Origin of the sequence: Peribacillus butanolivorans, from assembly GCF_001273755.1 — a bacterium.
Classification (GTDB): domain Bacteria; phylum Bacillota; class Bacilli; order Bacillales; family DSM-1321; genus Peribacillus; species Peribacillus butanolivorans.
In genome coordinates, this window is sequence record NZ_LGYA01000001.1 from 1,249,229 (window position 1) to 1,263,387 (window position 14,159).

The window sequence follows — 14,159 nt, forward strand, 5'->3', positions numbered from 1 at the left end:
ACAACAAGTAGAATTTATATTTGAATTGTGTTAGGAATGAGGGAGTAAGGAATGTTGGAACAAGTAATTTTTTATACAATTTTGGTGGCGTTTTTAGTAACCGTTCTTCTATCGCCGATTTTTATCCCGTTTTTAAGAAGATTGAAATTCGGGCAAAGTATTCGGGAAGAAGGCCCACAATCGCATCAAAAGAAAACAGGAACACCTACTATGGGCGGACTGGTTATATTATTATCGGTGACCATCGCTACTTTAATAATGACTTTTAAATTTTCGGTACCATCTACCGAAACGTATTTATTATTATTCGTTACTTTAGGATTTGGTTTATTAGGTTTCTTGGACGATTTTATCAAAGTGGTCATGAAGCGGAATCTAGGCTTGACTTCGAAGCAAAAATTATTGGGCCAAATCGTGATATCAGTCATTTTTTACTTCGTCTTTAAGCAGACGGACCGTTTTAATCCGGAATTGACGATTCCTGGTACTGATTTTGCGATTGATTTTGGCTGGTTTTATCTCTTTATCGTGATTTTCTGGCTAGTCGGTTTTTCTAATGCCGTCAATTTGACGGATGGGCTTGATGGACTTGTCTCAGGTACGTCTGCTATTGCTTTTGGTGCTTTTGCAGTACTAGCTTGGAGTCAGTCACAATATGATGTTGCTATATTTTCTGTAGCAGTTGTCGGTGCTGTTTTAGGTTTCCTTGTCTTCAATGCACATCCTGCAAAGGTATTTATGGGGGATACAGGGTCCTTAGCACTTGGGGGAGCGATTGCTACCATTGCCCTGTTAACTAAACTTGAAATACTGCTGGTAATCATTGGTGGCGTCTTCGTCATTGAAACGCTATCGGTCATTTTACAAGTAGGATCGTTTAAAACCACTGGAAAGCGTATTTTTAAAATGAGTCCGCTTCACCATCATTATGAGCTTTCTGGCTGGTCAGAATGGCGTGTCGTCGTGACTTTCTGGACAGTAGGGCTACTGTGTGCGGTACTCGGAATCTATTTAGAGGTGTGGATATAATTGAAAGAGACTGTAAAGTATTCAGAGAAAAAAGTATTGGTATTAGGATTGGCGAAAAGCGGAGTGATGGCAGCTTCGCTTCTACATAAATTAGGTGCTTTCGTGACGGTTAATGACATGAAGCCATTATCAGAAAATCCGGAGGCGCAGGGGCTTCTTGAACAGGGAATCAAAGTCATTTGCGGTAGCCATCCGATCGAACTGCTTGATGAAGGATTTGAACTGATTGTAAAAAACCCAGGAATTCCCTATCGGAATCCACTTGTTAAAGGTGCTTTGGAAAAAGGGATTCCGGTTATCACGGAAGTTGAACTTGCCTATCAGATCAGTGAAGCTCCTTTCATAGGTATCACGGGTACAAATGGGAAAACGACAACGACAACGTTGATTTTTGAAATGTTGAAGACCGGTGAAAAATCACCACTTATTGCTGGGAATATTGGGACGGTTGCCTCTGGTGTTGCTGAGAAAGCAAAATCTGATGACGCGATTGTCATTGAATTATCATCTTTCCAGTTGATGGGGATTGAGGAATTCCGTCCTGAAATCTCAATCGTGACGAATTTATATGATGCGCATCTGGATTATCATAGCTCCAAGCAGGAATATGCTGAAGCAAAGGCTGCGATTACGAAAAATCAAATAGCTTCAGATTTCATGATCTTTAATGCAGATCAAGATGCTGTTTTGGCTATGGCAAATAAGTCCAAGGCTGAGCTTGTACCATTTTCAACTGAAGTAAAACATGAGAATGGAGCATATGTCGAAGATTTTGCTGTCTTTTTCCGAGGGGAAAAAGTGATTGATGTTTCAGATATCGCCCTTCCTGGAAAACACAATTTGGAAAATGTGCTCGCGGCAATTTCAGCGGCCAAACTTAAGGGTGTTGCTAACGAAGCTATTCAAAAAGTATTAAAAACGTTTTATGGTGTAGAGCATCGTCTGCAGTTTGTGGCGACCGTTGAAAATCGTAAATTTTATAATGATTCGAAAGCCACAAACATTCTTGCTGCTTCCAAAGCTCTAACATCATTTACAGAACCTGTAATCTTATTGGCAGGCGGGTTGGATCGTGGAAATGAATTTGACGAGTTAAAACCTGCTATGAAAAATGTCAAAGCCGTGATTACGTTTGGTGAAACGGCAGAAAAAATTGAACGGATAGCCAAAGAAATAGGAATAACGAATATAAAACGTGTCGATAATGTAGAAAAGGCCGTACCGGCTGCTTTTGAATTATCAAATGAAGGCGACTGTATTCTCCTCTCCCCGGCTTGTGCAAGCTGGGATCAATATAAAACTTTTGAGCAAAGAGGAGACATGTTTATGGAGGCCGTGCATAAACTGAAATAAGAGCTTTCGCAGAAGGAAGTGAACCTGCTTCTACGTTGACACCTTGGGAAAAAGCGATAATGAGCCGTTATCGCTTTTTTTTTGACTAAAGTGCTGACAAGCAATCAGCATACATGTTTTATATTCGTACAGGCTCGAAAAACTTCCTAGAGGTGGATGTCCGTGCCATTAAAAAAATCCAATCCTGATCTCATTCTCATTATCGTCACCTTAAGTCTCTTGACCGTAGGTTTAATCATGGTTTACAGCGCGAGTGCCATTTGGGCGACTTATAAATTTGATGATTCCTTTTATTTTGCAAAAAGACAGCTGCTGTTTGCCTGTGTTGGGGTTATAGCAATGTTTTTCATCATGAATGTGGATTACTGGACGTGGCGAACTTGGGCCAAAATCCTAATCATCATTTGTTTCATTATGCTACTGGCTGTCCTGGTTCCTGGTATCGGAATGGCGAGAAATGGTTCTAGGAGCTGGATTGGTGTAGGGGCCTTTTCGGTTCAACCATCAGAGTTCATGAAGCTAGCGATGATTGCTTTTTTAGCTAAGTTTTTATCTGAGCGGCAAAAGTTGATCACCTCCTTTAAAAAAGGGATGCTCCCATCTTTGGGCCTAGTATTTTTGGCATTTGGACTAATTATGTTACAGCCCGATCTTGGGACGGGAACGGTCATGGTTGGAACATGTATCGTGATGATTTTTATTTCAGGGGCAAAAATCAGCCATTTTGTTGGCTTAGGGTTAATCGGGGTACTAGGTTTTGTTGGTCTGATTTTGTCGGCTCCGTACCGGATAAAAAGGATCACTTCGTTTCTGGATCCATGGGAAGACCCTTTGGGGAGCGGCTTTCAAATGATTCAATCATTTTATGCAATCGGACCCGGGGGATTGTTTGGTCTCGGTTTGGGCCAAAGCCGGCAGAAGTTTTTCTATTTACCAGAACCACAGACCGATTTTATTTTCGCAATACTTTCTGAGGAACTTGGCTTCATCGGAGGCTCGATGATTATCTTGTTATTTTCGCTTATGCTCTGGCGGGGCATTCGAATCGCTCTTGGTGCACCAGATTTGTATGGGAGCCTTGTAGCGGTGGGGATCATTGCGATGGTCGCCATTCAAGTGATGATCAATATAGGTGTTGTCACTGGTTTGATGCCTGTTACTGGAATCACCTTGCCGCTTTTAAGTTATGGGGGTTCATCTCTAACGCTCATGCTGATGGCCATCGGTGTACTACTGAATATTAGCCGCTATTCAAGGTTCTAACCACAATAAAACATGTGTTATATCAAAAGGAAGCCCTGTTCAAACAGTAGGCTTCCTTTTTTATTCTTTAGCTGAAAACCGTGGTGGGGAAGATAGTAGCAGGTACATTGATGCAATTTAGAAATATCTGAAATGCTACATAAAAATTACCATGTATGAATGTTAGGGATTCTACAATAAATATTGGCAATACGGCTTTGTTTAGACTATAGTATAAGAGGGTTAGGCCGCACTGGCGCTTACTTCTGGTCATATTTCTGATTTTAAATAAAAGGTGTTATTATTTTTGTATAATAAGAGACCTCGTAGGGTGAGGATATGAAAATTATAATTTGGAATTTTTGGAACAACAAGGAGGTTTATCATGAATAAAATGATAAAACAATTAACAGAACTGCAAATCGGCAAAGTTCTTGAACAGGAACCACTTGCGAATCATACAACTATGAAAATTGGGGGACCGGCTGATTTATTCATCGTGCCATCATCCATTGAAAATATAGAAAAAACGATGCAGGTTATCAAGGAACATGCCACACCCTGGAGAGCGATTGGTAGGGGCTCGAACCTCTTAGTCAGCGATGGCGGAATTGAAGGTGTAGTGCTGAAATTGGGCAAAGGACTTGACCATCTTGAGATAAATGGCCCGGAGATTAAAGCAGGAGCTGGTGTGTCTCTTGTTAGCTTGTCTGTACAAATTAGCAAAAAAGGATATGCAGGTCTGGAATTTGCCAGTGGAATTCCTGGCTCAATTGGTGGAGCGGTATATATGAACGCTGGTGCACACGGTTCCGATATGAGTGAAATTCTAAAGGCGGCGCATGTCCTGTTTGAAGATGGAACGTTGGCCTGGCTTTCTAAGGAGGAAATGGAGTTTTCTTATCGAACTTCAATACTTCAAAAGAAGAAACCAGGAATCGTACTCGAAGCCATTTTTCAATTAACTGAGGGCAATAAAACTGAAATAGTAGAAAGAATGCAGAATAACAAAAACTATCGTAAGGATACCCAGCCGTATAATCTACCATGTGCCGGGAGCATATTTAGAAATCCGCTGCCACATCATGCAGGGAAATTAGTGGAGAATGCTGGCCTAAAGGGACACTCGATTGGTGGAGCACAGATTTCTCCTATGCATGGGAACTTTATCGTTAACACAGGAAATGGAAGTGCAGCAGATGTTCAAGCATTGATACAGCACGTGAAGGACACTGTGTATGACAAGTTTGAAATTGAATTGGAAACCGAAGTGGAAATAATCGGACGGAAATAAAAGAAGATTTATTTTTTATATCCAAATATTGTGGTATAATATGTTACCTGAAAAGTATAGTAATAAGTTTTTCTTAAATTTGTCATGATTTAATATAGTGTCAAAAACCATCCATTTTTTCAGGAAGAGGTGAAAGGGATGGAAAAGGGGAAAATCGTTTCTATTGAGGACCGCATCCCGAAACTAAAACAATTAAGAAAAAGTAAAGCAAACAGACGACTTGTTCTTTTGCTTTCCCTTTTCTTCATTCTGATTGCTTGTGTGTTATATTTCTTATCCCCTTTGAGCTATGTTCAATCCGTGCAGGTAGAAGGGAATCGTTATATTACTTCTAAGCAAATTGTTAAATTAAGTAAAATAAAGAAAGATCGAAGTATTTGGAAGGTTGATACAGGTTTAACAGTAGCAAATATTAAAAAAAATCCGGAAATAGCAAGCGTTAAGGTTACACCTATATTTCCCAATTCTATAAAAATTACAGTTTCTGAACATAATAGAATGGCGTATCTATCCAATGATGGGAAGTTTTCACCCATTTTGGAAAATGGTTCTGTTTTAGAAGAGTTAGCAACTGGTGAAATTCCAGTATTTGCCCCGGTTTTAATTGGCTTCAAAGAGGGTAAAGCATTAAAGTTGCTTTTAGAGGAGTTGGACAAGCTTCCTGTCGAGATTCAGAACGCTATATCGGAAATCCATCATGCTCCAACTAAAACTGATGGTTACCATATCGTAATGTTTATGAATGATGGATATGAAGTAAGTGCAACAAGTCGAACTTTATCCGAAAAAATGATTCACTATCCATCGATTGTCAGTCAGTTGGATCCGAAGGTAAAGGGTGTCATTGATCTAGAAGTCGGTTCTTATTTCAAAGCCTATAAACCCGCTGAACAAAAGGAAGACACTAATGAGGAAAATTAATAGCAAACAGGTGATTTTATCCCTTGTTAGTGTTGTTCTAGGATTTATGATTGCCTTTTCTTACAATTTAACGAAAGATGGTCAAGGAGCAGTGAAAGATAAAGCGTGGGATCAAGAATATGAACTCAGGCAGCAATTAATAGAGCAAGAGAAGCAGAACCGGGAACTACAGAAGGAACTCCTTCAAAAGCAAGCAAAAGTATCCAACATAGAAAAAGATTTAGCACAGGAAAAGCAGTTGTTTTTCAATCTAGCAAAGGATACCGAGAAATATCGGATGTACCTTGGAAAAGTGAAAGTGAAAGGTACAGGCCTTCAGGTGACACTTGAAGATGGTTCCGATATGGATTCAGAAGCCAATGTGAATAATTACCTGGTTCATGAAGAGCACGTCTTCAAGGTTGTTAATGAATTATACATATCAGGGGCAGAGGCTGTCGCGATTAACGGTCAGAGGCTAGATCATGATTCGTATATAGTCTGTAATGGACCTGTGATTACAATCGATGGTCATCAGCATCCTGCTCCATTTATCATTTCGGCGATTGGGGACCCCGATATCTTAAAGGCTTCCTTAGATATACCAGGTGGAATAAAGGAACAGTTGGTTAATGAAAATGTTATTTTTACTATGGAAAAGCAAAAGAAAATCATTTTTGATCCAATTATTGGAGGGTGAATAATCGCCGGATTCGATGAAAGATTGGTGAAACACTGGAAATGAGAAAAAAGCTATCTTTTAGTTTGATTACTTTGATTGCTGGCTTCATGCTTGCTATTCAATTCAATTTGGTAAATCAGCCAGTAGTTTCTGATACCAGAGATATGTGGCAACTGAAAAATGATTTATTAAAAGAACAGCAGTCCCAGGTTGAATTATTAGAGAGTATTAGTAAGCTTGAGGAGAAAATTGCATCCTATGAAACAAAGAAAAATGAAAGTAAAGAAGAATTATTGCGTGAAACACTGTCTGAATTTAAGACTGACGCAGGTTTGACTGAGATAACGGGAAAAGGAGTCAGTGTGTCTGTCCAACCTATAAAAGAAGGTCTCCTACTTGGTGAGAAGATAGAGTATATTTCCCCTGTATTATTAAGAAGGCTCATTAATGAAATGTATATGTTTGGCGCAGATGAAATTTCCATTTCGGGACAACGGTACATATCTACATCAGTTATTCGTGATATTAATGGGAAGCCAAAAGTAGACGGATATTCGCTCACTGATTACCCGCTTGAAATTCAAGCCCTAACCGTTAATCCCAAAAAACTAAAACAGCGTATTCAAGGTTCTGAACTAATGGATGATTTCTTTATAGATAATTTTGAAGTTCAAATTACAACTCCATCTAGTGAACTGACATTGCCAGCATATCAAAATACGATTAATGTGGAACACATGGAGCCCATTATAGATGGAGGGGAATCGTAATGTGGCTTCCAGTTTTTGGACTGTTAATTGGGATTACCCTAGGCTTTTTGGTGGATTTTGATATTCCTCATGAATATTCAAATTATCTTTCCATTGCCGTCCTTGCTGCTTTTGATACCTTATTTGGAGGAATACGGGCACATTTGCAAAATCTTTATGATGAAGTTGTATTTGTAACGGGATTCTTCTTTAATATTGTTTTAGCCGCAGGTTTGGCTTTTCTAGGTGTACATCTTGGTGTAGACTTGTATTTAGCCGCAATCTTTGTGTTTGGCGTTAGACTCTTTCAAAATATCGCACAGATTAGAAGAATATTAATTGATAAATGGTCGATTTCACGGAAAAAACAGAAAAAAAATCTATAATTTTAAAGGGAATTACCTGATAAATGACGAATAGTTTAAGGCAGTATCTAGTTTGGAAATGATATCCGTTTTTTTGAGAAGCGAACAATAACCATCATAAAGAGCTAAATCTACGAGTTTTATCCAAAACAAGATAATCTAGTTTATTATCATATTAGCGAGTTGCAATTAGGTTTGTTATTCAATTATGAATAGGTCTTTCAATATAAAAATGTTATTCTACTAATACATGTATAAAACCGAAGGAGGTGCCATGGAATGAACAGCAACGAAATTTACGTAAGTCTTGACATCGGTACATCCAGTGTAAAAGTTATCATTGGGGAAATGGTCAATGACACATTAAATATAATCGGCGTAGGGAATGTTAAATCAGAAGGGCTCAAAAAGGGTTCGATCGTCGATATAGATGAAACCGTCCAATCTATTCAAAAAGCTGTAGAGCAAGCTGAGCGAATGATTGGGATGGAGATAAAAAAAGTAATCGTCGGTATCAGTGGAAATCACGTCACGCTTCAACCTTGTCATGGGGTGGTAGCAGTATCCAGTGACAATAAAGAGATTACTGAGCATGACGTTTTCCGTGTTAGAGAAGCAGCGGAGTTAATAACGATACCATCCGACAGGGAAATTATCGACGTGGTACCGATCCATTACAAGGTTGATGAACTTGATGAAATCAGTGATCCAAGGGGCATGATAGGTGTTCGTTTGGAAATGAGAGGGATATTAATCACGGGTCTGCGGACAATCTTACATAATACTCTGAGGTGTGTGGAAAGAGCTGGGTTAGAAATAACCGATATTGCTCTTCAGCCCTTAGCAGCAGGTGCCCTTGTATTATCCAAGGATGAAAAAGAACTTGGTGTGGCACTTGTCGATATTGGCGGAGGTTCTACAACTCTGGCAATTTTCGAACAAGGCTATTTACAATATACGTCTGTGATTCCTATAGGCGGGGAGACTCTTACGAAAGATCTTTCCATCGTTCTAAGGACAACGATGGAAGAAGCTGAAAAAATTAAAGTTAAGCATGGACATGCCTATTATGATGACGCGTCTGAAGATGAAGTATTCCAAATACCAATCATCGGCAGCGACCAGCAGCTGCCCTGCAATCAGTTAATGCTTTCAGATATTATTGAAGCAAGGGTGACCGAAATATTTGAGCTGATTCAAGATGATTTGAGGAGACTTGGCTTCCAGGATGTCCCGGGAGGTTTCGTGTTGACCGGTGGTGTCGTCAAGATGCCAGGAGTCCTGGAGCTTGCTCAATATGTGTTCCAAAATCGTGTGAGGACGGCAGAACCGAATTATATCGGAGTTAGAGAGCCTCAATACACGACAGCTGTAGGTCTGATTAAACACGCATGCAAGAAAGAGAGAATGCAAAAAAACACCGCTAATAAAACTCCTGTAGCAGCTGGACAAGCACAAGAAAATAATGACCAGCGCAGTCAAAAAGTTTCTCAGAAAAGTAAAGAGAACACGGCTAAAAAACAAGGTGAAAAAGGTGAATCTAAATTCAAAAAAATCCTGGGTTACTTTTTTGAATAACAATCATAAAGAATCGGGAATTTCGTCAAAATAGGAGGATTGTCATGTTGGAGTTTGATTCTAATTTAGAACAATTAGCAACGATAAAAGTAATAGGTGTTGGCGGCGGCGGAAACAATGCGGTAAACAGAATGATCGAGCATGGCGTACAAGGTGTTGAGTTTATTTCAGTCAATACTGACGCGCAGGCTCTTAATCTATCAAAAGCAGAAATCAAAATGCAAATCGGTGGTAAGCTTACACGTGGATTGGGTGCTGGTGCCAACCCAGAGGTAGGAAAGAAAGCCGCAGAAGAAAGCAAAGAACAAATTGAAGAAGCGCTTAAAGGTGCCGATATGGTTTTCGTAACTGCTGGAATGGGTGGCGGAACAGGTACAGGAGCTGCGCCGGTTATTGCTGGTATTGCTAAAGATTTAGGAGCACTTACAGTAGGTGTAGTCACACGTCCATTCACATTCGAAGGCCGAAAACGTGCAACTCAGGCACAAGGCGGTATTTCTTCTATGAAGGAATCGGTTGACACACTAATCGTCATTCCAAACGACCGTCTCCTCGAAATTGTTGATAAAAGTACGCCAATGCTTGAAGCATTCCGTGAAGCGGATAATGTTCTTCGTCAAGGTGTACAAGGGATTTCAGATCTAATTGCCGTCCCTGGTCTTATTAACTTAGACTTTGCCGATGTTAAGACAATCATGTCCAACAAAGGTTCAGCTCTTATGGGCATTGGGATTTCCTCAGGGGAAAACCGTGCAGCAGAAGCAGCGAAGAAAGCTATTTCCAGTCCGCTCCTTGAAACATCTATTGATGGTGCTCAAGGCGTCCTGATGAATATTACTGGTGGAACGAACCTAAGTCTTTTTGAAGTTCAGGAAGCAGCCGATATCGTGGCTACTGCATCCGATCAAGACGTAAACATGATTTTCGGTTCGGTTATCAATGAAAATCTTAAAGATGAAATCGTCGTTACAGTTATTGCAACTGGGTTTAACGAGGTTGAATCTTCAATACGGCCTGCTGGACGTCCAACACTTGGACAACAGCAGCAACCTAGACCTCAGACACAACAAACGCCACAGTCAAATGTTAAGCGTGAAGTGAAGAGAGAAGAAGTCAATGAGCAGCCTGTGCGTAATACTAATCAAGGTGATGAGGCTCTGGATATTCCAACCTTCCTTCGTAACCGTAATAGAAGGCGTTAATTTCTTAACCATAATGAACCGTTCCCAATGGGAACGGTTTTTTGTGTTTTTAAAAAATCTCTGCTGAAAAGCTGGATTTTGATTGAAATCATCTGATAAGCGCATTAAATACTCTATGGTCTTCAAAGAGTTACTATCAATAGCTTTACACCGTTTCTCTGTATCTGACTAATGGATTTCTAACTAAGAGTAAACTGAGAAGTGGCTTAGGGGTATTCATTGCACTCAATGCCCTTTTAAACGTAGTAAAAACAACTAGACATTCTCATTTGAAAAATAGGTGAAGAACGTTTCCGAGCAGACGTTTTACTTGTATTTTGAACTTTCATCATCTTAAGGAGAAAAAGATAACGGGCGGGAAGAAATTCTTTATCTTTTGAAACATAAATCGACAGCAATAAAAGGGAGCAGGATAGTCTCTATGACTTAATTGAAAATATCAATAGCTGTTTTTCTACAAAAAGGGAAAAAATGACTGAAAAACTCTTAAGTTTTCAGTACAAAAAGTGACACACTTTCTAAGGGAAGGTACGCTATACTTTTTGCAAGTGGAAGGTTAGTTCCTAAAAGGAGGGGAGGGTGTTTGACCTTATATTTAGATGTGATCTGGTTGTTGAATTGGTCATTTGACTGCCTCCTTTTATATTGGTCTGCAATTATTCTCAAACGAAGGGTTGCTCTATGGCGGGTTTGTGTCGGTGGGCTGATTGGTTCCTTCATTATCGTATTGGCGTTCACTCCTTTTTATGCAATTGCCGACCGAGTTTACATGAAGATTTTAGTTTCTCTATTTATGGTTCTGGCTACCTTTGGGTTTAATAGGTTCAACCTTTTCATGAAGTCGGTGGCTACTTTATATTTTGTGACGTTTTTATCGGGAGGAATCCTTCTTGGCCTTCACTATTTGTTTGAATTTCAAATAGTTTCCAAGGACCCTAGCCAATATGCTGGAATCAATCGCTTTGGTGACCCTGTCAGCTGGATATTTGTGATGATTGGGTTCCCGCTTGCTTGGCAATTTTCCAAGCGCACACTTGAGGGGATGGAGATGACAAAGCTTACACATGAACAAATGGTTTCAGTATCGGTTAAAATTTCAGACTTTGAAGGAACATTTAATGGGCTGGTGGATAGTGGCAATCAGTTATATGATCCGATTACCCGCTCTCCAGTAATGATTATCTCCCTTTCAGGGGGGGAAGAAGGAATCCCAGCAGATATGCTAGACCTGTTTAAAAACCCTGATAACCTGGTTCAGCAGGAGGAACAGCCTGAGTATTCGTGGACTGGACGAATGCGAGTTATCCCTTATAAAGTTGTCGGTCATGAACATCAATTGTTAACTGCGATTAAGCCGGATTTTATTAAAATCGTTCAGGGTGAAAAAGAGTATCATGTCAAGCAGGGACTCGTTTCGTTTACCTTTCAGCAACTTTCTCCCGACAATAGCTATCAATCTATTGTTCATCCAAAAATGTTAACCGGCATACCGGTGCAAAATGCCTCCTGAACCACTGATTCATTCAAAAATTTTACCCATTAACCGTTTATTTAGAAGGGAGAATTATTTTGAAGAAATTCATTCTTCGACTCACTTATTTTTGGTACAAACTATTGTTCAAGCTCGGATTGAAAACGGACGAAATATTTTATATAGGAGGGAGTGAGGCGCTGCCGCCGCCGCTTTCAAAAGAAGAAGAGGCAATACTGATTAATAAATTGCCTAAGGGCGATGAAGCTGCACGATCGATTTTAATCGAACGAAATTTAAGGCTGGTTGTCTATATTGCAAGGAAATTTGAAAATACAGGTATCAATATAGAAGACTTAATCAGCATCGGTACCATAGGTTTAATTAAGGCTGTAAATACATTCAACCCCGAGAAAAAAATTAAATTAGCTACATATGCCTCTAGATGCATAGAGAATGAAATTTTAATGTATTTACGTAGGAATAACAAAATACGTTCTGAAGTGTCTTTTGATGAACCATTGAATATTGACTGGGATGGAAATGAGCTCCTGCTATCGGATGTCCTTGGTACTGACGATGACATAATTACAAAGGACCTGGAGGCAAATGTGGACCGCAAGCTGCTAACGAAGGCTCTAACGCAGCTCTCCGAACGTGAAAAACAGATAATGGAGCTTCGTTTTGGACTTGCAGGTGGAGAGGAAAAAACCCAAAAAGATGTTGCCGATATGTTGGGAATTTCCCAATCTTATATTTCACGTTTGGAAAAAAGAATTATTAAGAGGCTTCGAAAAGAATTTAATAAAATGGTGTAAAAAAAATGATGGGCGCGCAAATACCAATTAAATCAATGCTTTGAATGCAATAATGAAAAATAATGGTGATTTTCTGTTCAAGCCTTGTGCATATTTTTTTCTCCCGCGGAAATACTGTTTTTTGTACAGCGCTCCTGTGAGGAGGGAATAATTTTGTCTCGTAATAAGGTTGAAATCTGCGGTGTGGATACATCAAAATTACCGGTTTTAAAGAATGAAGAAATGAGAAAACTCTTTAAAGAACTGCAAGATGGCGATATTTCAGCAAGAGAGAAACTGGTAAACGGGAATCTTCGACTTGTTTTAAGCGTTATTCAGCGCTTTAACAATCGGGGAGAGTATGTAGATGATCTATTTCAGGTAGGCTGTATAGGGTTGATGAAGTCGATAGATAACTTTGACTTAGGTCAAAATGTTAGGTTTTCAACGTATGCTGTACCAATGATTATTGGAGAAATCAGAAGATATCTCCGTGACAATAATCCGATTCGAGTTTCCCGTTCTTTAAGAGACATTGCTTACAAAGCTTTGCAGGTTAAAGAAAAGCTCATTAGCCAAACTCTTCGAGAGCCGACAGCTGAAGAAATCGCCAAAGTGTTGGAGGTACCTCATGAAGAAATTGTTTTTGCATTAGATGCAATACAAGATCCAGTTTCCCTTTTTGAACCGATTTATAATGATGGCGGGGATCCGATTTATGTACTCGACCAGCTGAGTGATGAGAAAAACAAAGATAGTACCTGGATTGATGAAATAGCAATAAATGAAGGCATGAGACGGTTGAATGACCGGGAAAAAATGATTCTTCGAAAACGGTTTTTCCAAGGGAAGACGCAAATGGAGGTAGCTGAGGAAATCGGCATTTCACAAGCGCAGGTCTCCCGATTGGAAAAAGCAGCAATTAAGCAAATGAATAAAAATATCCAACAGTAGAAGCTGAGCATGAGAAAAAGTTGGCTGAAGCGGGTAGGGACAAAACGTCCAACTACCCGCTTATCAGCAACTTATCCATAGCGGCTTTTTTATTATGTTTAAAAACTCTGAAGAAGTATACTCCACAAACACCATGAAGGTACGTTTATTTATTGTAATCTTCATCCTTAAGTGAATCATGTCATATACATAGAAATAGGACCTTCATTTATGATGAAAATTTGAGGAGCTGAGTGAAATGACTAGAATTTCTGAATTTCAAATTAAGGATATCGTCAATATAGCGGATGGGAAGAAGTTGGGTAATATGTCAGATCTTGAAATCAATACAGCTACAGGGAAGATTGAAGCGATTATAGTCTCCAATGGCACCAGGTTAATGGGGTTTTTCGGGAGGGAACAGGACATTGTGATTCCTTGGCGAAAAATAAAAAAAATCGGTGCGGATGTCATTCTTGTTGAACATCAGACAGTATTTCAAGCAGAACTGAAAGATGAAAGGTTTTAGAGGGTGCAGGGTGCAAAAATATGATACACTAGACT

14 protein-coding genes are annotated in these 14,159 nt (G+C 39.6%); all 14 read left to right on the forward strand.

What is annotated here, in order from left to right:
• Positions 1-51 precede the first annotated feature (51 nt).
• Positions 52-1,029, forward strand: coding sequence for a phospho-N-acetylmuramoyl-pentapeptide-transferase (gene mraY, locus AKG34_RS05965; RefSeq protein WP_053345236.1), 978 nt, complete (start codon positions 52-54; stop codon positions 1,027-1,029).
• Positions 1,030-2,382, forward strand: a complete 1,353-nt coding sequence (gene murD / locus AKG34_RS05970; RefSeq protein WP_053345237.1) for a UDP-N-acetylmuramoyl-L-alanine--D-glutamate ligase — start codon at positions 1,030-1,032, stop codon at positions 2,380-2,382.
• A gap of 156 nt (positions 2,383-2,538) precedes the next feature.
• A complete protein-coding gene (spoVE, locus tag AKG34_RS05975) occupies positions 2,539-3,645 on the forward strand; it encodes a stage V sporulation protein E (RefSeq protein ID WP_083450687.1) in 1,107 nt (368 codons plus the stop codon).
• A gap of 364 nt (positions 3,646-4,009) precedes the next feature.
• Positions 4,010-4,918 (forward strand): UDP-N-acetylmuramate dehydrogenase, encoded by a 909-nt coding sequence (gene murB / locus AKG34_RS05980; RefSeq protein ID WP_053345239.1) that lies wholly within the window; start codon positions 4,010-4,012, stop codon positions 4,916-4,918.
• Positions 4,919-5,056: 138 nt separating this feature from the next.
• Entirely contained in the window at positions 5,057-5,839 is a 783-nt protein-coding gene (locus AKG34_RS05985) for a cell division protein FtsQ/DivIB (protein WP_053345240.1), read from the forward strand.
• Complete coding sequence (locus tag AKG34_RS05990; protein WP_053345241.1) at positions 5,826-6,518, forward strand: DUF881 domain-containing protein; 693 nt, start codon at positions 5,826-5,828, stop codon at positions 6,516-6,518. Before AKG34_RS05985 ends, AKG34_RS05990 begins: the two co-directional genes overlap by 14 nt.
• 41 nt (positions 6,519-6,559) lie before the next feature.
• Positions 6,560-7,270, forward strand: coding sequence for a DUF881 domain-containing protein (locus AKG34_RS05995; protein ID WP_053345242.1), 711 nt, complete (start codon positions 6,560-6,562; stop codon positions 7,268-7,270).
• Entirely contained in the window at positions 7,270-7,635 is a 366-nt protein-coding gene (locus tag AKG34_RS06000) for a small basic family protein (protein WP_053345243.1), read from the forward strand. The genes AKG34_RS05995 and AKG34_RS06000 overlap by 1 nt, the downstream gene beginning before the upstream one ends.
• A gap of 258 nt (positions 7,636-7,893) precedes the next feature.
• Positions 7,894-9,192: a cell division protein FtsA gene (gene ftsA / locus AKG34_RS06005; protein ID WP_053345244.1), complete on the forward strand. Its 1,299-nt coding sequence runs from the start codon at positions 7,894-7,896 to the stop codon at positions 9,190-9,192.
• Between the two features lie 44 nt (positions 9,193-9,236).
• The gene (gene ftsZ, locus AKG34_RS06010; RefSeq protein WP_053345245.1) at positions 9,237-10,394 is read left to right on the forward strand and encodes a cell division protein FtsZ; all 1,158 of its coding nucleotides are present in this window, start codon (positions 9,237-9,239) and stop codon (positions 10,392-10,394) included.
• Between the two features lie 583 nt (positions 10,395-10,977).
• Positions 10,978-11,904 (forward strand): sigma-E processing peptidase SpoIIGA, encoded by a 927-nt coding sequence (gene spoIIGA, locus AKG34_RS06015; RefSeq protein ID WP_053345246.1) that lies wholly within the window; start codon positions 10,978-10,980, stop codon positions 11,902-11,904.
• Between the two features lie 59 nt (positions 11,905-11,963).
• Positions 11,964-12,683: an RNA polymerase sporulation sigma factor SigE gene (sigE, locus tag AKG34_RS06020; protein WP_053345247.1), complete on the forward strand. Its 720-nt coding sequence runs from the start codon at positions 11,964-11,966 to the stop codon at positions 12,681-12,683.
• Positions 12,684-12,836: 153 nt separating this feature from the next.
• The gene (gene sigG, locus AKG34_RS06025; protein ID WP_053345248.1) at positions 12,837-13,616 is read left to right on the forward strand and encodes an RNA polymerase sporulation sigma factor SigG; all 780 of its coding nucleotides are present in this window, start codon (positions 12,837-12,839) and stop codon (positions 13,614-13,616) included.
• A 238-nt stretch (positions 13,617-13,854) separates the two neighbouring features.
• On the forward strand, positions 13,855-14,124 hold the full coding sequence (locus AKG34_RS06030) for a YlmC/YmxH family sporulation protein (RefSeq protein WP_053345249.1): 270 nt from the start codon (positions 13,855-13,857) through the stop codon (positions 14,122-14,124).
• The last annotated feature ends 35 nt before the right edge of the window (positions 14,125-14,159 follow it).